19 protein-coding genes and 1 pseudogene are annotated in these 26173 nt (G+C 54.8%); 9 read left to right on the top strand and 11 right to left on the bottom strand.

Translation table 11 applies throughout. The annotated features are described in order from the left end of the window. Positions 1–30: 30 nt before the first annotated feature. Both cscB and cscK read right to left on the bottom strand, forming a co-directional pair. Positions 31–1278 carry a sucrose MFS transporter gene (cscB, locus tag OGY35_RS00620; protein ID WP_152401739.1) on the bottom strand — a complete coding sequence of 416 codons (1248 nt, stop codon included), beginning with the start codon at positions 1276–1278 and terminating at the stop codon, positions 31–33. A gap of 62 nt (positions 1279–1340) precedes the next feature. Further along, complete coding sequence (gene cscK / locus OGY35_RS00625) at positions 1341–2264, bottom strand: fructokinase (protein WP_286631155.1); 924 nt, start codon at positions 2262–2264, stop codon at positions 1341–1343. Positions 2265–2481: 217 nt separating this feature from the next. Between cscK and cscA the strand changes: the two genes are divergently transcribed. Next, on the top strand, positions 2482–3915 hold the full coding sequence (cscA, locus tag OGY35_RS00630) for a sucrose hydrolase (RefSeq protein WP_286631156.1): 1434 nt from the start codon (positions 2482–2484) through the stop codon (positions 3913–3915). Positions 3916–3922: 7 nt separating this feature from the next. Here cscA and OGY35_RS00635 read toward each other — a convergent pair whose 3' ends face one another. The 5 genes from OGY35_RS00635 to ytfQ form a co-directional block, all read right to left on the bottom strand. Then, complete coding sequence (locus tag OGY35_RS00635) at positions 3923–4918, bottom strand: LacI family DNA-binding transcriptional regulator (RefSeq protein WP_286631157.1); 996 nt, start codon at positions 4916–4918, stop codon at positions 3923–3925. A 78-nt stretch (positions 4919–4996) separates the two neighbouring features. Beyond that, the gene (yjfF, locus tag OGY35_RS00640; RefSeq protein WP_152401731.1) at positions 4997–5998 is read right to left on the bottom strand and encodes a galactofuranose ABC transporter, permease protein YjfF; all 1002 of its coding nucleotides are present in this window, start codon (positions 5996–5998) and stop codon (positions 4997–4999) included. After that, complete coding sequence (gene ytfT, locus OGY35_RS00645) at positions 5985–7007, bottom strand: galactofuranose ABC transporter, ATP-binding protein YtfT (RefSeq protein WP_286631158.1); 1023 nt, start codon at positions 7005–7007, stop codon at positions 5985–5987. The genes yjfF and ytfT overlap by 14 nt, the downstream gene beginning before the upstream one ends. A gap of 13 nt (positions 7008–7020) precedes the next feature. Continuing rightward, on the bottom strand, positions 7021–8523 hold the full coding sequence (gene ytfR, locus OGY35_RS00650; RefSeq protein ID WP_152401728.1) for a galactofuranose ABC transporter, ATP-binding protein YtfR: 1503 nt from the start codon (positions 8521–8523) through the stop codon (positions 7021–7023). Positions 8524–8657: 134 nt separating this feature from the next. Next, positions 8658–9614 carry a galactofuranose ABC transporter substrate-binding protein YtfQ gene (ytfQ, locus tag OGY35_RS00655; RefSeq protein WP_042999211.1) on the bottom strand — a complete coding sequence of 319 codons (957 nt, stop codon included), beginning with the start codon at positions 9612–9614 and terminating at the stop codon, positions 8658–8660. 307 nt (positions 9615–9921) lie between these two features. On the opposite strand from ytfQ, the gene ppa reads away from it, so the two are divergent. Further along, positions 9922–10452: an inorganic diphosphatase gene (gene ppa, locus OGY35_RS00660; protein ID WP_008460444.1), complete on the top strand. Its 531-nt coding sequence runs from the start codon at positions 9922–9924 to the stop codon at positions 10450–10452. Positions 10453–10613: 161 nt separating this feature from the next. Here ppa and OGY35_RS00665 read toward each other — a convergent pair whose 3' ends face one another. From OGY35_RS00665 to tamA, 3 genes are read right to left on the bottom strand one after another with little or no spacing between them, the layout of a single operon-like run. After that, the gene (locus OGY35_RS00665) at positions 10614–10958 is read right to left on the bottom strand and encodes a gamma-glutamylcyclotransferase family protein (RefSeq protein ID WP_042321581.1); all 345 of its coding nucleotides are present in this window, start codon (positions 10956–10958) and stop codon (positions 10614–10616) included. A 2-nt stretch (positions 10959–10960) separates the two neighbouring features. Next, on the bottom strand, positions 10961–14737 hold the full coding sequence (gene tamB / locus OGY35_RS00670; protein ID WP_286631159.1) for an autotransporter assembly complex protein TamB: 3777 nt from the start codon (positions 14735–14737) through the stop codon (positions 10961–10963). Next, positions 14734–16467 carry an autotransporter assembly complex protein TamA gene (tamA, locus tag OGY35_RS00675; RefSeq protein ID WP_152401723.1) on the bottom strand — a complete coding sequence of 578 codons (1734 nt, stop codon included), beginning with the start codon at positions 16465–16467 and terminating at the stop codon, positions 14734–14736. The genes tamB and tamA overlap by 4 nt, the downstream gene beginning before the upstream one ends. 213 nt (positions 16468–16680) lie before the next feature. On the opposite strand from tamA, the gene msrA reads away from it, so the two are divergent. Further along, entirely contained in the window at positions 16681–17319 is a 639-nt protein-coding gene (gene msrA, locus OGY35_RS00680) for a peptide-methionine (S)-S-oxide reductase MsrA (RefSeq protein ID WP_152401721.1), read from the top strand. A gap of 2 nt (positions 17320–17321) precedes the next feature. Here msrA and OGY35_RS00685 read toward each other — a convergent pair whose 3' ends face one another. After that, positions 17322–18377, bottom strand: coding sequence for a LacI family DNA-binding transcriptional regulator (locus OGY35_RS00685; RefSeq protein WP_286631160.1), 1056 nt, complete (start codon positions 18375–18377; stop codon positions 17322–17324). A gap of 190 nt (positions 18378–18567) precedes the next feature. On the opposite strand from OGY35_RS00685, the gene OGY35_RS00690 reads away from it, so the two are divergent. The 6 genes and pseudogenes from OGY35_RS00690 (at position 18568) to paeA (ending at position 26119) form a co-directional block, all read left to right on the top strand. Further along, on the top strand, positions 18568–19722 hold the full coding sequence (locus OGY35_RS00690) for a Gfo/Idh/MocA family protein (protein WP_286631161.1): 1155 nt from the start codon (positions 18568–18570) through the stop codon (positions 19720–19722). Positions 19723–19737: 15 nt separating this feature from the next. Continuing rightward, positions 19738–20922 carry a Gfo/Idh/MocA family protein gene (locus OGY35_RS00695; protein WP_286631162.1) on the top strand — a complete coding sequence of 395 codons (1185 nt, stop codon included), beginning with the start codon at positions 19738–19740 and terminating at the stop codon, positions 20920–20922. Beyond that, positions 20919–21986 (top strand): Gfo/Idh/MocA family protein, encoded by a 1068-nt coding sequence (locus OGY35_RS00700; protein ID WP_286631163.1) that lies wholly within the window; start codon positions 20919–20921, stop codon positions 21984–21986. Before OGY35_RS00695 ends, OGY35_RS00700 begins: the two co-directional genes overlap by 4 nt. Before the next feature lie 11 nt (positions 21987–21997). After that, positions 21998–23020 (top strand): Gfo/Idh/MocA family protein, encoded by a 1023-nt coding sequence (locus OGY35_RS00705; RefSeq protein WP_286631164.1) that lies wholly within the window; start codon positions 21998–22000, stop codon positions 23018–23020. A 70-nt stretch (positions 23021–23090) separates the two neighbouring features. Continuing rightward, positions 23091–24637 (top strand): annotated as a pseudogene (locus OGY35_RS00710) (MFS transporter). A 144-nt stretch (positions 24638–24781) separates the two neighbouring features. Continuing rightward, positions 24782–26119 (top strand): polyamine export protein PaeA, encoded by a 1338-nt coding sequence (paeA, locus tag OGY35_RS00715; RefSeq protein ID WP_046495436.1) that lies wholly within the window; start codon positions 24782–24784, stop codon positions 26117–26119. Positions 26120–26173 lie beyond the last annotated feature (54 nt).

Genomic DNA, 26173 nt, shown 5'->3' on the forward strand with positions numbered 1-26173 from the left:
CTATCGACAACAACCGGAAAAAGTTTAGGTTTATGTCGCTGAATTCAGTGAAGGTTCTGGCACGGACGGTTCTCGTTTTTTACTCAGGAAGAAAATGCCAAAAAGCAACATCAAGCAGACGATACCCGAGATGGCGAAAAACACGGTCTGGTAGCCTGCGAGGTCAAAGAGAATCCCTATTGGCGTTGAAAGCAATACTATCCCCAGCGAACTGGCAATCTGAAAGCCAATCAGGAAGATTGTCGATGACAGTCGCTTATCAAAGTTCGCTACGCTGTATTTGAATACGGAGATGACGCAAAGTGGAACTTCAATAGCATGCAGGAGCTTCACCAGCGAAATGACCCAGGGATTAACGAACAAGGCGCAAGAGAGGATGCGCAGTGCCATAATCACCACGCCGATGAGTAATGCATTTTTTGGCCCCACCCGATTAACAAAGAAGGGAATACTCGCCATGCACAGTGCTTCAAGCACGACCTGGAACGAATTCAGATATCCATATACGCGCGTTCCAACATCGTGTGATTCGAACAGACCAGCATAAAACACCGGAAAGAGCTGTTGATCATAAATGTTATAGAAAGACCACGTCCCCACAATAAACACAACGAAGATCCAGAAGTTACGATCTTTGAAGACAGCGATAAAATCCTCTTTTTTTACCCCACCCGCTTCAGCCGTTACGCACTGCTGCTCCTGATCTTTGAAGCGCATGTTGATCATCATAAACACGGCGCCAAATAGCGAGACCAGCCAAAAGTTGATATGGGGATTAATACTGAAAAAGATGCCAGCGAAAAATGCGCCAATGGCATAACCAAATGACCCCCAGGCACGCGCGGTTCCATATTCAAAATGAAAACTCCGCGCCATTTTCTCGGTGAAACTGTCAAGCAGGCCACAGCCCGCCAGATACCCCAGGCCAAAAAAGAGAGATCCCAGAACCAACCCAACAGAAAAATGGCTTTGCAGTAGCGGTTCGTAAACGTAAATCATAAACGGCCCCGTCAGGACCAGGATGAAACTCATACACCAGATGAGAGGTTTCTTCAGGCCAAGCTTATCCTGAATAATACCGTAGGCCACCATAAACAGCATGCTGGTAAACTGGTTAACCGAATAAAGTGTGCCTAATTCTGTCCCTGTTAAACCCAGATGTCCTTTCAGCCAAATGGCATATAACGACCACCACAGTGACCAGGAAATAAAAAAGAGAAATGAATAACTGGATGCAAAACGATAGTACGCATTTCTGAATGGAATCTTCAATGCCATAATTACCTGCCTGTCGTTAACAAAAATCACGTCCTGTTCAGAGGCAAAATCGGCCTCGTTGTTTACTTACACCGTTCCAGCGCTTGTCGATGCGGCAGCGCTGTCATCGCCCCTTTTGCCGTTACCGCAAGCGCTCCGCAGCGTTGAGCGAGTTCTATAATGTGTTGTAATTCGCCCTCATGCGCAGGGAAGCCTTCAGCAGCCAGACCTGCCAGTAATCCGGCGACAAACGCATCCCCCGCCCCGGTGCTGTCTACACAATTCGCGGGAATCGCGGCAAAGTGGTGAACCTCCCCGCGGTAGCAGACCACCACACCATCAGCCCCTTTCGTCACCAACAGCATGGTAATTTCATGCTCCGTTGCCAGGGCGCAGATATCCCGATCACACTGAGCGTTTCCATTGATAAGCCGCCATTCGTCTTCCGACAGCTTGACCACGTCTGCCAGTTGAAGCGCCTGCAACAAACACAAGCGCAACAACTGTTTGTCTTGCCAGAGATCGTCACGGATATTGGGATCGAAGCTGACAAAGCCGCCTGCACGTCGAAGCGCTGACATCGCAATAAAAGCACTGGTACGTGAAGGTTCGGCAGACAGGGCAATTGAACAGAGATGTAACCATTCGCCGTGCCGCCATTCGGGCAAATCGGTTGCCTCCAGAAAAAGATCGGCGCTGGGGCGAACCATGAATGTAAAAGAACGCTCTCCTTGTTCATTAAGATCGACAAGCACAGTCGATGTCCGGTGCCATTCATCCTGCTTCAACCGTGAAGTATCAACCCCTTCCGCTTTCAGCGTTCTTCTTAACAAAGCGCCAAAAGGATCATCCCCCACCCGACCTATAAATCCACTTGCCCCACCTAATCTGGCTATCCCCACCGCAACGTTAGCCGGCGCGCCACCAGGGCAAGGCAATAACCTTCCATCTGATTCAGGCATAAGATCTACAACCGCATCACCTAAAACCCATACTTTGGCTGACATGTTTCTCCCCCGGCTTCATCTGGCTTACGCACATTGATAAACCGCTTTTTCTCAAAACCGTCATGAATTTGCCCCAACATGCATAATCGATCACAAAACCGCATAGTTAACGTTAACATTTGCGACAATCATCACATTAACCACAATTAAGATCTTTATTTTTGCAAAAGTTAACGTTAACAATTCAACTATTATTGCTAAACCAGGAAGAGCTTAGATGACGCAATCAAGATTACACATGGCGCAAAAAGCGCTGGAAAAGCTGCGCACCCGCCGTGGAAACACCTTTTATCCCCATTTCCACCTTGCCCCGCCAGCAGGGTGGATGAACGATCCCAACGGGCTGATCTGGTTTAATAATCGCTATCACGCGTTTTATCAGCATCACCCATTCAACGAACACTGGGGGCCTATGCACTGGGGACATGCCACCAGTGAAGATATGATCCACTGGCGCCATGAGCCTATTGCGCTGGCACCTGGCGATGAGGATGACAAAGATGGATGTTTTTCGGGCAGTGCCATCGATGACAACGGTGTGCTATCGCTCATCTATACCGGTCATGTCTGGCTTGCAGGAGAAGGCAATGATGACGCCATTCGTGAAGTACAGTGTCTGGCAACCAGTCGGGATGGGATCCATTTTGAAAAACAGGGTGTGGTGCTGACCCCGCCAGAAGGGATTATGCATTTTCGCGATCCTAAAGTCTGGCGAGAAGCAAACACCTGGTGGATGGTGGTAGGTGCAAAAGATCCTGGTAACACCGGGCAGATCTTACTTTATCGTGGTAAATCATTGCGTGAATGGACCTTCGATCGCGTACTGGCGCATGCCAACGCAGGCGAAAGCTATATGTGGGAGTGTCCGGACTTTTTCCGTCCTGGTGAACACCATTACCTGATGTTTTCACCACAAGGAATGAAGGCAGAAGGATACTGTAACCGGAATCGCTTTCAGAGCGGAGTCATACCTGGGGTCTGGTCTCCTGGGCGGATCTTTGCACAGTCAGGCCCTTTTACTGAACTCGATCACGGGCATGATTTTTATGCGCCGCAAAGTTTTACCGCTAAAGATGGCAGGCTCATCATCATCGGCTGGATGGATATGTGGGAATCATCAATGCCATCAAAACGTGAGGGTTGGGCAGGTTGCATGACGCTGGCTCGAGAGCTCTCTGAGAGCAACGGCAAACTCATCCAGCGCCCGGTGCGGGAAGCAGAGTCGTTACGCCAGCGGTATCAACCTATTCCTGCCAACAACGTCGACAGCAAACGCGTTTTGCAGGAAAACGCACAAGCGATCGAAATTCAATTACGGTGGGATTGTCAGAATAGTCATGCCGAGCATTACGGGTTACAGCTCGGCACAGGGATGCGACTGTATATCGATAATCAGTCCGGACGGCTCGTTTTGTGGCGGTATTACCCGCAAGAAAACATAGATGGTTACCGCAGTATTCCCCTTACGCAAGGTGAACCACTTGATCTGAGGATCTTTATCGATAAGTCATCCATTGAGGTATTCATTAATGGTGGGGAAGCGGTCATGAGCAGCCGAATCTATCCGCAGCCAGAGGAACGTGAACTGTCTCTCTATGCCGCTCATGGAGAAGCCATACTGCTGCAAGGCGAACTCTGGCTACTGGGGTAATCAACGGTCAGGCGGAACAACGGATCAGCAGCGGACAAGGGATCCGTTTCTGGCCGCCGCCGGTACGTCCTTCAATCACATGCAGTGCAGCTTCCCGCCCGATAATATCGTGTGGAAGCTGCATTGTGGTTAATGGGGGTAAAAACAGATGCCCGACGCCCACCAGGTTATCAAACCCCATAACAGCAACATCCTGTGGAATGCGGATCCCTTTCGCCAGAAGAACCTGATAAGCCACAAAGGCGGCGCGATCGTTACCACAAATCAGAACATCAAAATCGGGTTTACCCGATGGAATGCGGGTGTCCAGTAAACCTGCAAGATCGGTATAGTGATCGTCACCCATCGCCATGTGAAATTGCTTCACATCCGCCAGATCCCGTCCGGCATTACGCCAGGCCTGTTCAAATCCCTGTCGACGGTACCCTGTCGCCAGCGCGCCTTCGGGTAACCAGAAGCATAATGGCTGACGATATCCCGCCGCGATCAAATACTGGGTTGCCTCGTACTGCGCGGTGTAATCATCAGGGATATAGCTGGGTAACGCGGGATCGTCCGCCACACAGTTCGCCAGAACGATATTTTCGCCATGCAGAACTTCAGGTAGCGTGATATGCCGTAGCCCCATCGTGGTATAGATAATGCCATCCGGCCGGTGAGCAAGCAGTTGGCGCGCCGCACGCGCGGCATCATCATCAGAAAAAATGTTGATTAAAAAACTGTTCCAGCCGAACTCGCTGGCTGTTTGTTCAATGGCAAGCAGGATATCGACTGAGAAAGGCGTTGTGGCCGTATCCTGCGCCAGCACGGCAAGGGTCGATGGCTTACGCCCCTGGGCACGCATCTTACGGGCGGAAAGATCGGGAACATAATTCAGGGTCTGGATAGCCTGCAACACGCTGTCACGCGTTGCAGGGCGTACTGATTCCGCATTATTCATTACCCGGGAGACCGTCATCATCGACACCCCCGCCAGGCGCGCAACATCCTTTAATGAAGCCATATCCAACCCACTTGCCGTAAAACAGGCACTGTAGCAAAAACCGTCTGTTCTGTCCTGGACTGCATCGGCAAACAGATATCAATTCCTGCTCCCTGAATCAGCAATACGCGTCACCGGCGAACTCTGTCGATTTTCCCAGAGCACCGTCAGGCCACGCTGCAACGCAATGAAAATAAATAACAAAACGCCAATGGCAATTTTCGTCCACCATGAACTGAGCGTGCCGTCGAAGTTAATGTAGGTCTGGATCAGCCCCTGAATCGCCACGCCAAACAGCGTTCCAAGAACCGTACCCACCCCACCGCTCAGCAACGTGCCACCGATCACCACCGACGCGATGGCGTCCAGCTCCACACCAACCCCTGCCAGCGCGTAGCCGGCCTGGGTGTAGACAGAAAAGACAATCCCGGCCAGCGTCGCCAGCCCGGTCGACAGCATATAGATGCGAATCGTCGTGCTGCGGGTGGAAATCCCCATCAGGTTCGCCGAAATCGCATTTCCGCCAATGGCATACACCTGATTGCCAAACCGGGTGCGATGCGCGAGGAAAATACCCATCACGACCACCGCCAACATCAGCAGACCCATCGCGCTCAGGCGACCGCCACCGGGGATTTTCCACGCCAGACTGGACAGCGTGTCGTAAATGGGATGGTTAATCGGGATCGACTCTTCCGACACCAGGTAGCTGACCCCGCGCAGGAAGAACATACCGGCAAGCGTGATGATAAAGGCCGGGATCTTTAGCGCATCAATCAACAACCCCATGAAAGCGCCAAACGCACAGCCCATCGCCAGTACCAGCGGAAACGCCAGCAGCGGTGAGATCCCCCAGTAGCCGATAGCCTTCGCCAGGAATACGCCGGTGAAGGCGATGACCGATCCGACGGAGAGATCGATCCCACCGGAGAGGATCACGAAGGTCATCCCCACGGCGATGATCCCCAGAAAGGCGTTATCGGTCAGAATGTTGCAGATAACGCGCGTGGAGGCAAAGCCGGGGAACTGGGTTAAGCAGTAGAGATAGCCCAGCACGAAAACCCCGAGGGTGATCATTAACGGTAAATTACGTTTTATCACGACCACGCACTCCTTTTAGCAGACTGATAAAGCGCTGTGACTGCACAATCAGTACGCACAGCACCACGATGGCTTTGACCACCTGGTTCATCTCCGGCGGGAATCCGGACAGCAGGATCCCGGTGTTCATCCCCTGAATGATCAGCGCACCCACCACTGACAGCAGCAAATTAAAACGCCCGCCCATCAGGGAACCGCCGCCGATCACCACCGCCAGAATGGCGTCCAGCTCCAGCCACAATCCGGCATTGTTGGCATCAGCACCGCGAATATCCGCCGTGACGATAATCCCGGCAATCGCCGCGCACAGCCCGCTCAGCACGTAGGTGAGCATGACGATGACCCGCGTGTTCACCCCGGCATTTTTCGCCGCCCGGATGTTGATCCCTACGGCTTCAATAAACATCCCAAGCGCCGTTCGCCGGGTCAGCAGCCAGAACAGCACCAGCGTGATCAGCGCGATAATGACCGGTGTGGGAAACAGCAGCAGCGAACCGCTACCAAACCAGGAGAGCGTGGGCGAGTCGAAGGTGACAATCTGTCCGGAGGTGATCAGTTGCGCCACACCGCGGCCTGCCACCATCAGGATCAGCGTGGCGACAAAGGGCTGAATTTTGAGGATTGCCACCAGAACGCCGTTCCACAGGCCGGCCAGAACGCCGGTCCCCAACGCGGCGAGCAGCACCACCGGCAAGCTGTGACCCGCGACGGTCATCGCGGCGGTCGTGGCCCCGGCAATCGCCATCACCGCGCCAACGGAAAGGTCAATGCCGCCTGTGGCAATCACCAGCGTCATCCCTATTGCCAGCAAAGCGACGGGGGCGGCGCGGTTCAGGATATCGATTGGACTGCCGAACAGACGCCCGTCCTGCAACACAATCTGGTAAAAGTGGGGGGCGACAAGGCTGTCTACCAGCAGCACCAGCAGCAGCGCAATCAGTTGCGGCATGCCGGTCGGCCAGCGAAAGCGTCGCTTCGGCGGCGTGGTTTGCGGGAGAGATTGGGGCATCACAAGAGTCTCCTTACGCCGCGATGGCGTTCATGATCGCCGGAACGGACAGTTCAGCCAGCGGGATCTCCGCCACCTGTTTGCGGTCACGCATGATGATCACCCGATCCGCATATCCCACCAGTTCCTCCAGCTCCGAGGAGATCACCAGCAACGCCAGACCATCAGCGCACAGGGTTTCGATCAGGCGAATGATCTCGGCATGCGCCCCCACGTCGATCCCTCGCGTCGGTTCGTCGAGGATCAGAAACTGCGGTTTGGTCAGCAGCCAACGCGACAGCAGCACTTTTTGTTGGTTGCCGCCGGAGAGAAATTCGATCGGCTGTTCTGCGCTGGGGGTGCGAATGCCAAGCTGGCGGATAAACCGCTCGGCAATGTCATTCTGTTCTTTGCGCGCAATCGGCCGCAGCCAACCGCGCTGGGCCTGTAGCGCCAGGATGATATTTTCCCGTACCGAGGCGGCGGCAATAATGCCGTCCGTTTTTCGGTCTTCCGGGCAAAAACCGATTCCCAGGCACGACGCCTGGTGAGGGGATCGCAGCGTCTGCGCTTTGCCTTTAATCTGCGCGCTGCCGCTGTCCGCCGGTTTGATGCCGAAGATCACCTCAGCCGTTTCGGTGCGTCCGGATCCGAGCAGTCCAGCCAGACCGACGATCTCACCGGGACGAACGTCGAGATCGAACGGGGAGATCGTCCCTTTCTTGCCGAAATTTTTGAACGCGGCAACCGGTTTGTCGCTAAGCAAGGTGCGTCCCGCGCGCTGTAGCGCATGGGTGTCCAGCTCGCGTCCCAGCATCATTTTGACCAGTTCGATCTGCGGCAGCTCGCGGGTTTCACGGCAGCCGACAAAACTGCCGTTACGCAGGACGGTGATCCGATCGCTAACCTGATAGACCTGATCGAGAAAATGGGTAACGAAGATCAGACTCACGCCGCGATCGCGCAGATGACGCATCAGGCCGAACAGCATCTCAACCTCTTGCGTATCGAGGCTGGCGGTGGGTTCATCGAGGATCAGGACTTTAGCGGAAAGATCGATCGCCCGGCAGATAGCCACGATCTGTTGCATGGCCACCGAATAGCGGTTCAGCGGTTCGCGCACGTCGAGGGAAAAGCCGTAAGACGCCATCAGTTCCGTGGCGCGCTTTTCCATCTCTTTGCGCCGCAGCAGGCCAAAGCGCTTAGGTTCACGGCCAATAAACAGATTGTCCGCCACCGACATATTCGGCAGCAGGTTCACTTCCTGATACACCGTGCCAATACCCAGTTGTTGAGCATGTGCGGTATTTCTGGGGGAGATGGCGCTGCCTTCCAGCCAGATGGTACCGCGATCGGCGTGATAGACGCCGGTCAGCGCTTTAATGAGCGTGGATTTTCCGGCGCCGTTCTCGCCGAGCAGCGCCATGATTTCCCCGCGACGCAGGCTGAAATCGACGTTATCCAGCGCTTTGACGCCAGGAAAGAATTTACTTAACCCCTCTGTACGGAGGATCTCCTGGTGTTGTTCAGTCGTCATGATCTTCCTCCGGTACAAAGCGTGGCCGTAGGCCGGATAAGGCCGTTACGCCGCCATCCGGCAGAACATTTGCCTGATGGCGCTTCGGTTATCAGGCCTACGGTGTAAGGTATGCCACCAGAACGGGTCTGAACTTAGTAGCCCATGTTTTTCTTCTTCTCTAACTCTTCTTTCGCGGTATCCGGCAGGTACAGCGTCGATTTGGTGATAGTGACCTTCTCAGGCATCGTGCCATCTTTCTTGAACTTCTCGAGTGCGTCGAAGGCTGGACCCGCCATGTTCGGCGTCAGTTCAACGCTGGCATTCGCTTCACCGTCAATCATTGCTTTATAAATGTCCGGTACGCCGTCGATAGAACCGGTCAGAATATCTTTGCCCGGCTTCAGCCCCGCTTCTTTGATAGCCTGGATAGCACCGATCACCATGTCATCGTTATGGGCGTAAACCATGCAGATGTTCTTGCCGTTGTTCTCCGCTTTGATAAAGCTTTCCATGACCTCTTTACCTTTACTGCGGGTGAAGTCACCGGACTGGGAACGGATGATTTTGATGTTTGGCGCTTTGGCAATGGCCTCAGCAAACCCTTTCTTACGGTCAATGGCCACACTGGCACCGACGGTGCCCTGCAGCTCAACCACATTACACGGCTTACCGTTAACCTCTTTGATCAGCCAGTCACCGATCAGTTGACCTTCAAGCACGTTGTTGGCGGTAACGGTGGTCATATAGAGAGATTTGTCTTTTACATCGATGGAACGATCGAGCAAAAAGACCGGGATCTCGGCATCTTTCGCTTCTTTCAGCACCGGCTCCCATCCTGTCGCCACCACCGGCGCAATGAAGATGGCATCAACGCCCTGAGCGACAAATGAACGCACGGCTTTAATCTGGTTTTCCTGCTTTTGCTGACCGTCAGCGATTTTCAGCGTAATGCCGCGCTTCTCGGCCTCGCTTTTCGCCACGTTGGTCTCTGCGGCGCGCCAGCCGGACTCAGAGCCGACCTGCGAAAATCCTACGGTTAATGGGGCGGCCATGGCCATAGACGACATGGCTGCCGAAACTGCTGTGACGATAAGTAAGCGCTTCCACATAACTGTGTCCTCGTAGGGTAGGTTATTGTTGGTTAAGAAACAGTCGCGAAAAAACTATAGACAATCGAGCATGTAACGGATTGCGTTACATCACACTTCAAAAAAGTAAATAGAACGTTAATCACAAGTTTGTAATCGCTTCCATTTCACTATGAAAAAAGCGGCTGAAGATATGGATTTTCCTGTCATGCGAGTGGTCTGAAAAGACCGGTACGAGGCGAGTGAAAACAAAATCAGGCGAAGACATTCGTCGCGAGATCGCTATAATACTCGCCACTTGTTTACGACACAGTTAAAGGAAACAGACATGAGCTTACTCAACGTCCCAGCAGGTAAAGACCTGCCGGAAGATATCTACGTTGTTATCGAGATCCCGGCTAACGCAGATCCGATCAAATACGAAGTCGACAAAGAGAGCGGCGCACTGTTCGTTGACCGCTTCATGTCCACCGCGATGTTCTATCCGTGCAACTACGGTTACATCAACCACACTCTGTCTCTGGACGGTGACCCGGTTGACGTTCTGGTCCCGACCCCGTATCCGCTGGAACCTGGCTCCGTTATCCGCTGCCGTCCGGTTGGCGTACTGAAAATGACCGACGAATCCGGTGAAGATGCGAAACTGGTTGCCGTGCCGCACACCAAACTGAGCAAAGAGTACGATCACATCAAAGATGTGAACGACCTGCCGGAACTGCTGAAAGCACAGATCACGCACTTCTTCGAGCACTACAAAGATCTCGAAAAAGGCAAGTGGGTGAAAGTGGACGGTTGGGACAACGCTGAAGCCGCTAAAGCTGAAATCATTGCCTCCTTCGAGCGCGCCGCGAAGAAATAAGTTCGCTGAACGCTGAAAACCCTGAACGCCGGGTACCGGTCAGTAAGGGTTTTTTTATGCCTGCGTTTTGGCAAAAGGGGAAAAGAGCACCGGAAGGCCGGCAATCCGGAATGCGAGTGACATCGCATAAAACAACGCCACCCGAAGGTGGCGCGGAGGTTTCAGTACTGGTCTCTGTCTAACCAGTTACCGCTGTCGATCAGCGTTAATCCGTCCACCGGACGCTGGTACACGTACATCCATGCACTGCCGTACGGCGTCTGGATCAACTGGCGTGCGTATTCACCGCCGCGGGTGCGCAAAGCATCCAGCTCGGCCAGAGTCGCATTATCAATACGATAAACCTCACCGTGTACCGTTCCGTTCCCCGGAACTGCGCCTGGATAGTGGCCCAGACTGTACAACTGGTAGTTATCGATACTGTAATTTCCCAGCAACTGGGCGTTGGTCATCCAGTGGCTGTTGCCTTGTTTGGTTCGTAAACTGCCGTAGACAAATATTCGCATTGCTAAAACTCAAACTGATAGAGCAAATCCAGTGCCTGATCTACGCCAGACACGGCTTCCAGATATAGCTTAGGCATCAGACGATAACGTAACGTGAGTGTCGCCAGTGAGTCAAATATACCCACACCATATTTCACCTGCAGACCTGGCAGTACGTATCCGCTGACCACGACCTGGGAGGAGTCGCCCACCCCCTGCGTGTCCAGTGCCAGATTGCTTACGCCAAATGTCTCCCCGATTTTACCCACAACCTGACCACTTTGTGCAACCCCCAGACCAATAAGCATTGAGGTCATCGCCGCACTGTCGCTTTGATCGCTGCTCAGGCCCTGGCCACGCAGCAGATAAGAGAGCGCTTCCTGCTGCGACATCGCCGGGTCAGAGAAGATCTCAGCCTTCGGCTCATCTGCCGTTCCGGTAACGCGAACGCCGGCGATCACTTCATCCTCTGTCGCCTCCGGGTTACGAATGGCTTCGATATTCAGCAACGGCTGATCCGGCGGCCCCGAGAACAACAGCTCACCTTTACGCACAATCAGATCCTGACCGTAGGCGTGGAAGCGACCTTCCGGAATGTTGATCTGTCCGTTTAGACCCAGTCCCTGTTTATCCTGCGCCACTTTCAGATCGCCCGTCAGACGGGCTTTCAGACCAAACGCATCCATCCGCACGTTATTACCGACGTGTACAATCAGATTGCTGTTGATAGGGATCCCGGCGCTCTGCGGCTTCTCTGGCTGCAGGTCATTATTGAGCATCACTTCGTCGCTCGACACGCCCACGGCGCTCTCTGGCAGGTCGTGTACCACAATACGCGCCCACGGCACGTCCACCCGTCCGTCCAGCGTAAACAGATTCGGCGTCGCGTCGAAGACCACATCCGGAGAAACGTCGAGGCGCACCATTGGCGGCACGGTGATACGTACCCGACTCCCTTTCGCCGCCACGCGCGCGCGCCAGTTGTCAATCTGGCTCCAGTCGGCGTCGCCGCTCAGATTGATCTGCCCCTGTTGGGTTCGTATCTCCCCGGTAAGCGTCGAGCGCGTACCGTTGAAATTCATCGCCAGTTGGCTCGGCTGCATATCAAACGGCATAAAGTTGCCGTCGATATCCAGACCGCTCAGTTGCAATTGACCAAACATCTGCGGGCTCTGCACATCACCGCCCAGGCGTAAATTGGCGCTCAGCATACCTGCGGCCTTCTCACCACGCGCGAAGATCGGGTTCACCATCGCAAGGTTGACGTTGCGAATGTTGACGTTACCGCCCAGGTTACGACGGCCCTGCGGATCGGTGACCTGTACCTGTCCGTCAAGCTGGCCGTTATTGGTCAGGCGGATCAGCCAGCCCAGTTCCGCACGATTGTTGCGCAGATCGGCCGTCACGTTCAGGGTATCGAACGCCAGCGGCAGCGGCGCGTCGTTGACCGTCTGCGTCACCTTCACGTTACGCCCGGAAAGCGTGACATTGCCCTGCGGCAGCCCCTCTTTGGTGGTGTCCCACGACACGTCCGCTTTGCCGGTGAATACGCCACTGGCCTGAGTCGCCTCCGGCATAAACGGTTTCAGCATCGCCAGATCAAAGCGGTTGAGATTCACCACCGCCCGCCCTTCGGCACCGGCATCGATAGTTTGCGGCACGCACAGTTCAGCATTCGGGTTTGCCCAGCAGTGTGGCCCGATACTGATTTTCTGCTCCTGGTTACGGTAGTCGAGCGCGATGGCGCGGGTCAGGGTTAACGGCCCTACCGGCGTCTGGAAACGCGTATTGCTCAGCGAGCCTTTCCAGCGCTCTTCTTTACGATCAAAGCTCCCGGTCAGATCCAGTTGACCAGAGACCGGCTCGCCCTGAACGCGCAGTTGCAGTTCATGTTGCTTCTCGCTCCCTTTGGCGTTCAGCGTCACGAGGCTGATGTTCACGTCAGGCTGCGAAATGCGCTCAACCCGCACGTTGAGGTTACCGGCAATCTGGTCGGTCGATTTAATGTCGCCTTCCACGCGCACCTGGGCAACCGACAGTTCCTGCCAGCGCAGCCCACGGGCGGTGATATCCGCCAGCAGTTGCGGAGCGTCAACCGTACCACGTACTTTAACCAGCCCTTTTGCCGTACCGCCGAGTCCCGGCAATGCGTTGTCCAGTCCCGGCGCGTCAATGGTCGCATCCAGATTGAGATCTTTAACGCCCAGTTCACCTTTCACGTCGGCGCTGTTTGGCCCCAGTTCCAGGTGCAGCCCTGGAATGGTCCACTGCATGTAGCTGTTGCCTTTCAGCGACCCATTAACGTTAACCTTGTTCTGCTTAACGTTACCGGTCAGCTTCAGCTCCGGCACCTCCATCTGCCAACTGCCGCCATACAGGCTGCCCCGGGTTTTAATCAGACCATTGAGCTTCGACGGCCAGTCCGGCACCTCTTTCGCCGTATTGATGCCGTCCAGCGTCAATTCGCCTCGCCAACTGATCGCCTGCTGCCAGTCCACCAGCGCCTTCAGCTCGGTTTTCCCTTCCAGCGCAGCCACGCTGAGCTTGTCGAGGTTAATCTGCTGTTCGTTGCCCTTCGCATCGAGCGTGATGGTCGCCGGTGGGATATCCTGTCCTTTCACCGCCGTACGCATCGAGAGCCGGTAGTCCGTCATCTTGCCGGTGAGCTTGAGTTTGATATCGTCGGCCTGGAACTGTTTGTCGCCGGTAAACGGCCAGTAAACCTGCTTGCTGACCACTTCCAGATTCAGCGGCAGCCCGGCTTCCGCCAGACGCGTCTGGGCACGCAGATCCAACGCCACCGGTCCGGAGAGGTTCACGCCCACTTCCAGCTGTTCACGCAGCGCACCGCCTACCTTCAGCTTCACTTTCTCGCCTTTCAACGGGTCCATGTTCAGCGTGCTGTTCAGGGTGATGTCTACCGGCCAGTTGTCGGTTAACTGGGCCGACCCGCTGGCGTTCACCGTGCCCTGGTTAGAGTCAACGTCCAACGCATCGAGCTTCATGTTGCCATCGATGCTACTCACCTTCAGCAGCAGATTATGCACCGTCAGGTCAGTATCGCCGGTGATGCGCAGTTGCTCGCCTTTGAACTCTTCAATATTGAGATTGAGCGGCAGATGCACGTCCGTCATCTCCGGCAGAACCGGCTTCGAGAACAGATCTTTCAGCGTTTCGCCAAGCGGCTTTTCATCCGGTTGCGGGTTCTGGATCTTCGGCTCGACCACCTCTTCTTGAGCGACCTCCGCCACTTTCGGCAGCGCTATCAGCAATCCCTGTAACGACGTGGGCTTCAGGGTCAGGTCCTTCTCCTGCCAGTGCAGGCCGGAGGTAAACGCCATCACCGACACGGTAGTGTCATCGATGTTAATATTGACGTTGTTCAGCGCCACACGGGAAAGCGTTACCGGATACGGCGTGGAGAGATTCAGCGGCCCGCTCTCTTCTTCTTCGACCGGCGCGGACGGCGGCATTTTTTTACTGTCGATCGCCACATTAATGTCTTTGAGCGACAGATCGTTCACGCACAGACTGCTGTTCCACAGGCAATCCAGCCCCACGGCCAGATGCACTTCACCCGCGTTAACCGCCACGCCGGGCTGGTCAAAGCGGATATTTTTCAGAGACAGATCGCGCCAGCCGCCGGTGACCTGGCCGATTTCCAGCCCCGGCACCCAGCGATTCGCGGCATTGAAGATCAGATGCAGACCGGTTGTCGTTCCAACCAGAAACGCCACCGTCCCCAGCAACAGCAGGATAAAAATCAGTACGCCGAGGCTTATCTTCTTCCATAAACTCATAATTCAGGCCCCAGACCGATGTAAAACTGTAAACCGTGTTCATCTTTGTCGCCGACCGGAACGGCAAAATCGAGCTTGATGGGCCCGACCGGAGACTGCCAGCGTACGCCCACCCCGGCACCGGTTTTGATATCGCTTTTACGGATATCACTGACGGCTTCACCACTGTCGACAAACATCGCCCCCCACCATTTACCGGTGACGTTGTACTGGTATTCCAGCGACCCGGTCGCCAGTTTTGAGGCCCCTTTCAGGTCGCCGTTACTGTATTTTGGTGAGATGGATTTGTATTTGTAGCCGCGAATACTGCGGTCGCCCCCGGCAAAGAAACGCAGGTCTGGCGGCACTTTGTCGAAATCGCCGGTTTCGATCCAGCCGAGATTACCGCGCATCACGAAGCGATGGCGATCGTACAGAGAACGGATCCAGACGTTTTGTGCCTGAAAGACCGAGAAATCGACGTCGGAGCCCCAGGCGGTGTTGGAGTAATCAATGGAGTAACGCTGAGAGTCGCCCCAGGTGGGCATCAGGCCGCCGCGCGAACGGGTACGGCTGATCATCACGCCGGGATAAAGCAGCATGGTGGTGTTCGTCACCTCCCCCTGAGTAAAGTGGTCGAGACTCCAGCGCAGGTTAATGGCGCGCTGCCAGCCGCTGGAAAGATCCCAGTAGCGGGAAACCGCAAGCGTGGTGGAGTCCTGTTCGGTATCGTTGAGATCGGTACGCTTAAAACCGCCCTGCACCAAATAGTATTGCTCCAGCGGGTTCTTCAGCAGCGGCATTTTATAGCTAAAATCCAGTTGCTGTTCTGGTGACGAGATACTGGCGCTGGTCGTCAGGCTGTGGCCGTAAGCGTTCATCCACGGTTTTTTCCACGTGGTCTTCACGCGCGGCCCCACGTCGGTGGAATAACCCACCCCGGTCTCAATGGTGTTTTCCGTTCGCGGCGACACCACCCCCTTCAGCGGCAACACTTTGGTTTTTCGCGCTTTATCGAATTCGGGTGCGACAACCACGGAGTTAAACCAGCCGGTCGCCGACAGTCGACGGTTCAGTTCGCCGAGATCTTTCGACTCGTACGCATCCCCTTCTTTAAACGGCACCAGGTTTTGCAGGTACTCCTCGCGGATCTGCGAGCCTTCAAAAGAGACGTGACCAAAGCGATAACGTTCACCGCTGTTGTAATCGATATCCCAGAACGCCTGATGACGATCAAGCGCAATACCCAACTGGCTCTTATTAAATTCGCTGTCGAAATACCCTTTACGTAGCGCCACGCTGGTTAATGACTTTTTGAAGCTGTCATAGTCCCCATGATCGAGCACTGTACCGATCGCCGGACGCGTTTTCAGCAGATCCAGGTAATCTCTGTCGGTACGCGCGCCGCCGCGTAAAATGACTTCTGTTCCACCAATGCGCACCGGTTCACCGGGCGTCACTTTGGCCACCAGCACCTGACGCCCTTTCGCCGGAGGCGGACGCAGATCGAAATCAATAGTCGGTTCGTAATAGCCGAGTGCCTTTAATCCTTCGCGAATGGCGTCATCCACGCGCGCGCGAAAACGCCGGTCCGGCGTGACTTCATCACCCTGGATGGTTGAGAGTTGTGCCCGGACGTTTTTCTCCAGTTCTCCTGATAGCCCTTCGACCTGTAAACGGACGTTCGCGGCAAAGGCAGAACTGCTTAAACACAACAGGCTCACCCAACATAACTGACGGATATGTGGCACTTTTTCTCCTGAATATCCCTTATTTCCACCCTGGAAAAAATCATAACGCCGATCCACGGCTTAACAAAAACCCAACAACTGGGATTGAAAAACAGACGACTACCCAAATATTTCTTATGTTTACTGTAGACGCATTCCTAACGGTTATTGTGTGCAAATACGCGTCTTGTTACAACCTTAACCCCAATTACTGATTTTCGGGAGAACCGCACCATGAGTCTATTTGATAAAAAGCACCTGATTTCACCGTCGGATGCATTACCTGGGCGCAATACCCCGATGCCCGTGGCGACGCTGCATGCCGTCAACGAACATTCGATGACGAACGTCCCTGAAGGGATGGAAATCGCGATTTTCGCGATGGGCTGTTTCTGGGGCGTAGAACGGTTGTTCTGGCAGTTGCCCGGTGTTTACAGCACGGCTGCGGGGTACACCGGCGGCTACACGCCAAATCCCACCTACCGGGAAGTCTGTTCCGGTGAAACTGGCCACGCCGAGGCGGTGCGCGTGGTGTACGATCCGGCGGTCATCAGCTATGAACAGTTGCTGCAGGTTTTCTGGGAAAACCACGATCCGGCACAGGGCATGCAACAGGGCAACGACCACGGCACCCAATATCGTTCGGCTATTTATCCGCTGACTCCGGAGCAGGACAGCGCCGCTCGCGCCAGTGTTGAGCGCTTCCAGGCCGCCATGCGCGCGGCGGGGGACGATCGCCACATCACTACCGAAATCAGCAACGCGACACCGTTTTATTACGCGGAAGACGACCACCAGCAGTATCTGCACAAAAACCCGTACGGCTACTGCGGTATCGGCGGGATTGGCGTCTGTTTACCCCCTGACGCGTAAGATCAGCGTTCCACCGTCACGCGGGCCGCATGCCGCGTGGCGCTGGCGACAGTCCCTTTCTGTGAAAGCATCCCTTTCAGCAACAGATTAAATACCGGCGCGTCGGGCCGGTTCAGGCGATGTTGCAGCAGATGCACCGCCTCCACGCCCAGCGCCCGGCAGGGAATGGTCATGCTGCTCACCGTCGCCACGATGCAGGCGTCCAGCTCCTGTACGCCCGTGGTCATCAGCGACATCTCTTGCGGAACGCGCACCCCGTGGGCGTTCAGTACCTGCAGGATGCCGGTGGACATCGACGCGCCGGCGCAGAAAATCACTTCCGGCCAGTCGTGACGCGGCGTATCGCGCAGCCATTCGCCCATCGCCTGCTCCGACTCTTCTGCAGTGAACCCTTCCGTCACCAGCAGATCGCAATGGGTATCAAACGGGATCTGGTACTGACGATAGACCTCTTTAATGCCTTCCAGCCGCCAGTACATCGTTTCCCGCCGCAGGCTGGTGACGTTGAGAATGCGTCGGTGTCCTTGATCGAACAGATACTGCGTCGCCCGGTTGCCAATTGCCCGATGGTCCGGCGACACCGAATCCAGCAGCCCTTCCCTGTCCTGCGTATTGATCAACACACAGGGCTTCTCCAGCGACAGCGCCAGCTTGTGGATCGTCGGATCATCAATGCCGATCAAAATGATGGCATTGATGTTTTTATGGTTGGCCTTTTCCAGAAAAGCTTTGATATCCGCACGCTGCTCATCCAGGCCGCAATAGCTCACCCAAACATCGTGCGACGCGACCGCCTCAGCAATGCCGCGCGTCACTTCAAGGTAGAAAGCATCACCCTGTGCCGTGAACGTACGCTGCGGGGCGAAGACGGCGATGCCGTTAATCAACAGTCGTCCACTGGCGAGTGAGTCGAGAACGCCCAGTTGTCGCGCACATTTCACTATTGCCTCACGCGCCTTGTCGCTGGTGTAGGACTTCCCGCTTAGCACCCGCGAAACGGTGCTTACTGAGAAGCCCGTTAAGGCGGCAATTTCATCCATTTTCAGCTTGCCCGGCATTCTGTGACCTCGCTCGCAATGTATCTTTGCAAATTTTTGCAGACATACTTCGTTGATTCTAAAACACCTTTTTAATTAGCACGCTAACTTCTTTTGCATCCTGCAAGCACTCTCACAAAATCACGTTGTCGACCTTCCAGGCGTTTCTTATGTTCCGCTTATCCCTCCTTGTTCCTGAATAAGGCATGACATGAAAAAAGTACGTTTTGGCATTATTGGCGTGGGTAACATCGGTACCGTCCATGCCCGTTATCTGTTGGCGGGAACCGTGAATGACGCCTGCCTGACCGCCGTCTGCGACAACAACGCCGCTAAGCATGCCGCCATCCGCCAACTGGTGGGCGAATCCGTGACGCTGTTCAGCGATGCGCGCGACATGCTGGAGAGCGGACTGATTGACGCCGTCATTGTCGCGACGCCGCACTATGATCATCCTGGGCTGTCCATCATGGCCATGCGTCTGGGGATCCACACGCTCTGTGAGAAACCCGCTGGCGTCTACACCGCTCAGGTTAAGGAGATGAACGCCTGCGCCCGCGAGTGCGACGTGGTCTTCAGCATGATGTACAACCAGCGCCCTAACCCGCTGTATCAGAAGGTGAAAGACCTGATCGACAGCGGCGAACTCGGCGAACTGCGCCGCTCCAACTGGATCATCACTAACTGGTATCGCTCGCAGAGTTACTACAACTCCGGCGGCTGGCGCGCAACCTGGAAAGGCGAAGGGGGCGGCGTGTTGCTGAACCAGGATCCGCACCAACTCGATCTCTGGCAGTGGCTGGTCGGTATGCCCGTGCGGATGCGCGCTTTCTGCCAGTTCGGGAAGCATCGGCAGATTGAAGTCGAAAACGAGGTGACGGCGTATGCCGAGTACGCGAACGGGGCGACGGGGGTTTTCATCACTACCACCGCCGAAGCGCCGGGCACCAACCGTCTGGAAATTGTCGGCGATCGCGGCAAAGTGGTTGTCGAAGAGGGTCGCCTGCGTTTCTGGCGATTACGTGAATCCGAAACAGAATTTAACGCTCGCTGGCAAAACGGTTTCGGCGAACCGGAGTGCTGGGAAGTTTCCATCCCCACCGCCCCGGAGTGTAGCGAACACGTTGTTATTACCCGCAATTTCACCGCCGCCATTCTGCATGGCGAACCGCTCATCGCCCCCGGTCTGGAGGGCATTCACGGCCTGACGCTTTCCAATGCTATGCATCTCTCCACCTGGATAGATGACTGGGTCGCGCTGCCCATTGACGAGCAGCGCTACTACCAGCTGTTGCAGGAACGTATTGCGTCATCGGTCGAAAAAACGGTTGCCAGCCGCACGCTGGACGCCTCCGGAACCTGGTAACGGCGAGGAGTGATCATGCTGAACATCGCAATTGTCGGAACGGGGAATATCTCTCATCAGCACATTCAGGGCTATCTGACGTTTCCTGAGCGCTGTCGGATTGTCGCCCTGGTGGATATTTTTCCCGAAAAGGCCGAAGAGAAAAAAGCGCGTTACGGACTGCACGACGCACGGGTTTACGCCAGCCATCAGGCAATGCTGGAAGCCGGGACGACGGTTGACCTGGTGGATGTCTGCACGCCGCCCTATGTTCACGCGGAAATCGCCATTGATGCCCTGAACCGCGGCAAACACGTCCTCTGTGAAAAACCGATGGCAGCATCGCTGGAAGAGTGTGACGCGATGATTGCTGCGCAACAGGCCAGCGGCAAAACGCTGTCTGTCATCGCGCAAAACCGTTTTACCGACGCCTTCTGGCGTTTGAAAACGGTGGTGGATTCCGGCCTGGCGGGCAAGATTTGTCACGCTCAGGTGGATTCCTTCTGGTGGCGTGGACACTGCTACTACGACCTGTGGTGGCGCGGCACGTGGGAGAAGGAAGGCGGTGGCTGCACGCTCAATCACGCGGTACACCATATCGACGCCATCCAGTGGATGCTCGGTTTTCCCAGCGAAGTGGTGGCAATGATGACCAACGTCGCCCATGACAATGCGGAAGTGGAAGATCTCAGCGCCGCCATCTTCCGCTATCCCAATGGCGCGCTGACCCAACTGACCGCCTCCGTGGTGCATCACGGTGAAGATCAGAAAATTGTGATTCAGGGTGAGAAGGCGCGTATTTCCGCGCCATGGAACGTGTTCGCCAGCCAGTCCGCAGACAATGGTTTCCCACAGGCAGAAAACGACTCTGCGCGAGAAGACAGTCTGACAACGCGGTTTCACGCCACTCCGGCCCTGCAATGGACGTTGCATACCGGGCAAATTGACAATGTGCTAACCGCTATTGAGCAACAAATCGAACCGCTGGTAGATGGCGAACAGGGCAAACGCTCGCTGGAACTGATCGCCGCTGTCTACAAATCGGCGATCACCCGGTCGGTCGTGACCCTGCCTGTTCAGCGCGACGACGCGTTTTATCGCACGGGAGGCCTGCTCGAGAAGGCCCCACATTTTTATGAGAAATCCGCCTCGGTGAGCAACTTTGCCGAGGTGGGCGCGATCCCGCTGGGTAAAGATTTAGATTCAGGAGTGGAAGAATGAACAAGCATGACGGAATGAACTACGCCCCGACCGGCAAACCACAGCCGGTCGTCAAGCCCGGCGAATTTATCATTGCCGCTGCAGCGCTCGATCACGGCCATATCTATGGCATGTGCAATGGACTGATTGAGGCCGGCGCGACGCTGAAATGGGTATACGACCCGGATCCGGCAAAAGTGACAAGCTTTCTACAACAGTATCCACAGGCGCAGGTCGCTGACTCACTGGCAACGATCCTCACTGACGCAACGGTAGACCTGGTCGCCGGTGCGGCGATCCCTTCGGAACGTTGCCCGCTGGGGCTGAAGGTGATGGCCGCCGGGAAAGACTATTTCACCGACAAAGCACCGTTGACCACGCTGGAGCAACTGGAAGACGCCAGAGCAATGGTGGCAAAAACCGGACGTAAATACGCGGTCTACTACAGCGAACGTCTGCATGTGGAAAGCGCCGTCTTTGTGGGTGATCTGATCAAACAGGGCGCAATTGGCCGGGTGATACAAACCCTCGGCACCGGCCCGCACCGTGAAGGCAGCGGTCGCCCGGACTGGTTCTACGAGCGACGCTATTTCGGCGGCATTCTCTGCGACATCGGCAGCCATCAGATCGAACAGTTTCTGTTCTATACCGGCAACAGCGACGCGCATATTGTGGCAAGCCAGGTACGCAACGTGAATCACCCGCAATATCCTCAGTTCGAAGATTTTGGCGACGCGATGCTGGCAGGCGATAACGGCGCAACGGGCTACTTCCGTTGCGACTGGTTCACACCAGGCGGTCTCTCGACCTGGGGTGATGGACGCCTGACGCTGCTCGGCACCGAGGGCTATATCGAAATCCGCAAATATGTCGATATCACTCGCGGCGAGCAAGATGTGGTTTATCTGGTCAACAAAGAGGGGGAATTTCGTTATGCCGTCGCCGGTAAGGTGGGCTTTCCGTACTTTGGTCAGCTCATCCTCGACTGTATCCGGCGTACTGAAAACGCCATGACGCAGGAACACGCCTTTAAAGCGGCGGAGCTGTGCGTTAAGGCGCAGATGCGGGCAAACGCGAGCGCGTGACGGGAGGCACCATGAACACAGTGAATGCCGCCATTATCGGCGGTGGCGCTATCCATGCCATCCACGCTGAGGCGCTGCAGCAGTTGCCCAACGTCAGGCTGCGCGCGATTGCCGAAACGGACATCAACAAAGGACGACAGCTGGCGGCGCTTTATGACTGCCATTTTTATCATGACTACCGCGAAATGCTCTGGGATGACGCGATCGACGTTGTGCATATTTGCACGCCGCATTTTCTGCATAAACCGATGATCCTTGCCGCGCTGGCGGCAGGGAAACATGTGTTTTGCGAAAAGCCGGCGGTGATGCGCGCACTGGACGTGGCAGAAGTCGAGACGGCCCTCGCCCATGCGCGGGGCACGCTTGGGATCTGTTATCAGAACCGGCTCAATCCCACCAGTCTCGCCATTAAGCAGCAGTTGCAGGAGGGCGCGATAGGCAAGATGCTCGCCATTAAAGCAGTGCTGACCTGGTCGCGTGGCGGCAGTTATTACACCGCCAGTCCCTGGCGTGGAAAAGCCGCCACCGAAGGCGGCTGTCTGCTCATCAACCAGGCGATCCACACGCTCGATCTGATGCAATGGTTTGCCGAGGGCGTGACGCGGGTCAAGGGGGTGGTCGACAGCACCTGGCTTGCCAGTACCATCGACGGTGAAGACAGCGCCATGGCGACTTTTGCCTTTCGCAACGGCGCGCGTGGACTGTTTTATGCCAGCAACTGCCACACCACCAACTCACCGCTCCAGTTGGAAATACACGGTGAAAAAGGCACGTTGCTTCTTGAGGGGAGCGAGCTGTGGCATATCAACGGGGAGACACGACAAAAGCTGGCAACCGACGCAGCCCCTGACGGCAGCGGCAAAAGCTACTGGGGCGTCGGTCATCGTGAAGCGATCCGTCAGTTCTATTATGCCCTACACCATCCCACCACCGGGAGCGTATGCAATATTCACGAAGCCGCTAAATCATTGCAGATCGTCGATGCCATTTATCGTTCGTCGCAATTACATACCTGGATAAACCTGGAGAAATAAATCCGCAGAAAGTGAATCCCGACCGGATAAGGCACATCCGGCAATCAAGTCATACTACAGGAATAATCATATGGCGAAACCTACTGAACGTAGAGTAGGTTACGGCGTAGCAATTGGCTACGGCGTAACCGATTTATTTGGTGGCGGTGCATTCGCAGTTATTGGCACCTGGCTGTTATTTTTTTACACCACCTACTGTGGACTGTCTGTACTGGAAGCCGGTTCTATATTTGCTATTGCACGTATCATCGATGCAATATTAAGCCCGGTGATGGGTTATATTACCGACAACTTCGGCAACACCTGGCTTGGCAGAAAATTTGGTCGTCGGCGTTTCTTTTTATTGATAAGCGCTCCGCTCATGTTTCTCTATGCGCTGGTGTGGATTACCGACATGAGCTACTGGTATTACCTGGGTACGTATCTTTCCATCGAACTGCTCTCGGCGATGGTGCTGGTGCCCTGGGAGACGCTGTCGGCAGAGATGACCAACCGCTTCAGCGAACGTACGCGCCTCTCTGGCGTGCGCATGATGTGTTCACAACTGGGTGGTTTTTTAGCGGTTTCCGTACCCGGCATTATTATGCAATATACGGGTAAAGATAATTCATTGACCTATACCCTGACCGGGATCGTGTTTGCGATTATTTATTGTGTCGCCGTATTCACAACCTGGGCAACGACCTGGGAAGCAAAAGATGTGCGGGAAGAATATGAATTCACACCGGACACGCAGCGCAGTACCGGATTATTAAACCACCTGAAGTATTTGGTCGTGGATCTTTTTTCTGCCTTTAAACTGCGTATTTTCCGCCAGCATATTCTTATCTATATTTGTTCATTCACTGCCCTGGATGTCTTTGGTTCCGTTTTCACTTATTACGTGATCTATGGATTAAAACAGGATGCGGCCACAGTTTCCGGACTGTTAAGTATTGCGGCGTTTGTTTCGGTCCCCGGCACGTTCGGCTTTATGCTGTTGATGAATAAGCTCAACATGACGCCTTCTGCGGCACTGCGCCTCTCCTACGGTAGTATTTTCTTCGTCCTGGCCTGTCTTTTTACCCTTTATCTGGGCGATATCCAGCTCCCGGCCCTGCTCTTTTCCGCAATATTTGTCCTGTTCGGCCTGGCAAAAGCCGGGTTGTATTACATCCCGTGGAACATCTACAGCTTTATTCCGGATGTGGATGAGATAGTCACTCGTCAGCGTCGGGAAGGCATTTTTGCCGGGGTGATGGTGCTGACCCGCAAAAGCACCGTCGCGCTGGCGATTATGTTGATTGGCGTGGTGCTGGAAGAGAGCGGCTTTGTCAAAGGCGGCGGTTCGCAACCCATCAGCGCGCGCTGCACGCCATTATTGGTCTGATGATATTTGCGACCGCAGCCCTGCTGGCCGTCAGCTTTTACACCACGTTCCGCTTTAAGCTGACGCAAAAGACGCACAAAATCCTGATCAAAGAGGTGGCGCGCCGCAAACTCGGCGGCAAATGTGAAGACTGCGACGAAGAGACCCGCGCCGTCATTAAGTCACTCACCGGCTTCGCCTACGATGAAATATGGGATGCCGCGCCAGGTGAACGAAATAAGCATCGGACGGCTACCGCTGAAAATTAACCCTCTGGCGGCTTTACAGTCCCTTACGCTATACTAGCCCCTGAACTTACCGGCTCACCTCTACGAGCCGGTTTTCAATAAGCATTACCACATGGATTTATCAATTTCCCTTCCGAGGATCTGACCTGAACGGTTAGATAAAATATGTTAAACAGTATTTTCATTATTCTTTGCCTGATAGCCGTGAGTGCGTTCTTCTCGATATCCGAGATCTCACTTGCCGCTTCACGTAAAATTAAGCTCAAACTGCTGGCCGATGAAGGCAATCTCAATGCGCAACGCGTGTTGAAAATGCAGGAAAACCCAGGGATGTTCTTCACGGTGGTGCAAATCGGTCTGAACGCGGTCGCTATTCTTGGCGGTATCGTGGGCGACGCCGCATTTTCTCCCGCCTTCAACGCGTTATTTTCTCGCTACATATCGCCAGAGCTCTCTGAGCAGTTGAGTTTTATCCTCTCCTTCTCGCTGGTCACCGGTATGTTTATCCTCTTCGCGGACTTAACCCCGAAACGCATCGGTATGATTGCGCCAGAAGCTGTGGCTTTGCGTATCATCAACCCGATGCGCTTCTGTCTGTTTGTTTTCACGCCGCTGGTGTGGTTCTTCAATGGGTTAGCGAACGTGATCTTCCGCATCTTCAAGCTGCCGATGGTGCGCAAAGATGACATCACGTCTGATGATATCTATGCCGTGGTGGAAGCTGGCGCGCTCGCAGGCGTGTTGCGTAAACAGGAACATGAGCTGATTGAGAACGTGTTCGAGCTGGAGTCGCGTACCGTACCGTCATCCATGACGTCGCGTGAAAACGTGATCTGGTTCGATCTGCATGAAGACGAGCAGAGTCTGAAGAATAAAGTGGCGGAACATCCGCACTCCAAGTTCCTCGTCTGTAACGAAGATATTGACCACATCATTGGTTATGTCGACTCGAAAGATTTACTGAATCGCGTCCTGGCGAATCAGAGCATGGCGCTGAACAGCGGCGTGCAGATCCGTAACACCCTGATTGTTCCAGACACGCTGACCCTTTCAGAAGCGCTGGAAAGCTTCAAAACGGCCGGTGAAGACTTCGCGGTAATCATGAACGAATACGCGCTGGTCGTGGGTATCATCACCCTGAATGACGTCATGACGACGCTGATGGGCGATCTGGTCGGCCAGGGGCTGGAAGAACAGATTGTGGCGCGCGACGAGAACTCCTGGCTGATTGACGGCGGTACGCCGATCGATGACGTGATGCGTGTGCTGGATATCGATGAATTCCCGCAGTCGGGCAACTACGAGACGATTGGCGGCTTTATGATGTTCATGCTGCGTAAAATCCCCAAACGTACCGATTCCGTGAAGTTCTCGGGCTACAAATTCGAAGTGGTGGATATTGATAACTACCGTATCGATCAGTTGCTGGTGACCCGTCTTGACAGTAAACCGAGCGTACTGGTACCAAAACTGCCGGATGCGCAGGAAGACGTGAAAGCGTAGTTTGCGCCCGTCAGGCCTGCTTCAGAAACATCAACGGCTCCCAGTGGGAGCCGT

It is taken from the genome of Citrobacter sp. Ct235, from assembly GCF_030332305.1.
Lineage (GTDB): Bacteria > Pseudomonadota > Gammaproteobacteria > Enterobacterales > Enterobacteriaceae > Citrobacter_A > Citrobacter_A telavivensis.

What these genes read in the sequence shown, in the direction of transcription:
- cscB (WP_152401739.1), bottom strand. Translation starts at nt 1,278, where the DNA reads ATGGCATTGAAGATTCCATTCAGAAATGCGTACTATCGTTTTGCATCC.
- cscK (WP_286631155.1), bottom strand. Translation starts at nt 2,264, where the DNA reads ATGTCAGCCAAAGTATGGGTTTTAGGTGATGCGGTTGTAGATCTTATG.
- cscA (WP_286631156.1), top strand. Translation starts at nt 2,482, where the DNA reads ATGACGCAATCAAGATTACACATGGCGCAAAAAGCGCTGGAAAAGCTG.
- OGY35_RS00635 (WP_286631157.1), bottom strand. Translation starts at nt 4,918, where the DNA reads ATGGCTTCATTAAAGGATGTTGCGCGCCTGGCGGGGGTGTCGATGATG.
- ytfT (WP_286631158.1), bottom strand. Translation starts at nt 7,007, where the DNA reads ATGCCCCAATCTCTCCCGCAAACCACGCCGCCGAAGCGACGCTTTCGC.
- ytfR (WP_152401728.1), bottom strand. Translation starts at nt 8,523, where the DNA reads ATGACGACTGAACAACACCAGGAGATCCTCCGTACAGAGGGGTTAAGT.
- ytfQ (WP_042999211.1), bottom strand. Translation starts at nt 9,614, where the DNA reads ATGTGGAAGCGCTTACTTATCGTCACAGCAGTTTCGGCAGCCATGTCG.
- ppa (WP_008460444.1), top strand. Translation starts at nt 9,922, where the DNA reads ATGAGCTTACTCAACGTCCCAGCAGGTAAAGACCTGCCGGAAGATATC.
- OGY35_RS00665 (WP_042321581.1), bottom strand. Translation starts at nt 10,958, where the DNA reads ATGCGAATATTTGTCTACGGCAGTTTACGAACCAAACAAGGCAACAGC.
- tamB (WP_286631159.1), bottom strand. Translation starts at nt 14,737, where the DNA reads ATGAGTTTATGGAAGAAGATAAGCCTCGGCGTACTGATTTTTATCCTG.
- msrA (WP_152401721.1), top strand. Translation starts at nt 16,681, where the DNA reads ATGAGTCTATTTGATAAAAAGCACCTGATTTCACCGTCGGATGCATTA.
- OGY35_RS00685 (WP_286631160.1), bottom strand. Translation starts at nt 18,377, where the DNA reads ATGCCGGGCAAGCTGAAAATGGATGAAATTGCCGCCTTAACGGGCTTC.
- OGY35_RS00690 (WP_286631161.1), top strand. Translation starts at nt 18,568, where the DNA reads ATGAAAAAAGTACGTTTTGGCATTATTGGCGTGGGTAACATCGGTACC.
- OGY35_RS00695 (WP_286631162.1), top strand. Translation starts at nt 19,738, where the DNA reads ATGCTGAACATCGCAATTGTCGGAACGGGGAATATCTCTCATCAGCAC.
- OGY35_RS00700 (WP_286631163.1), top strand. Translation starts at nt 20,919, where the DNA reads ATGAACAAGCATGACGGAATGAACTACGCCCCGACCGGCAAACCACAG.
- OGY35_RS00705 (WP_286631164.1), top strand. Translation starts at nt 21,998, where the DNA reads ATGAACACAGTGAATGCCGCCATTATCGGCGGTGGCGCTATCCATGCC.
- paeA (WP_046495436.1), top strand. Translation starts at nt 24,782, where the DNA reads ATGTTAAACAGTATTTTCATTATTCTTTGCCTGATAGCCGTGAGTGCG.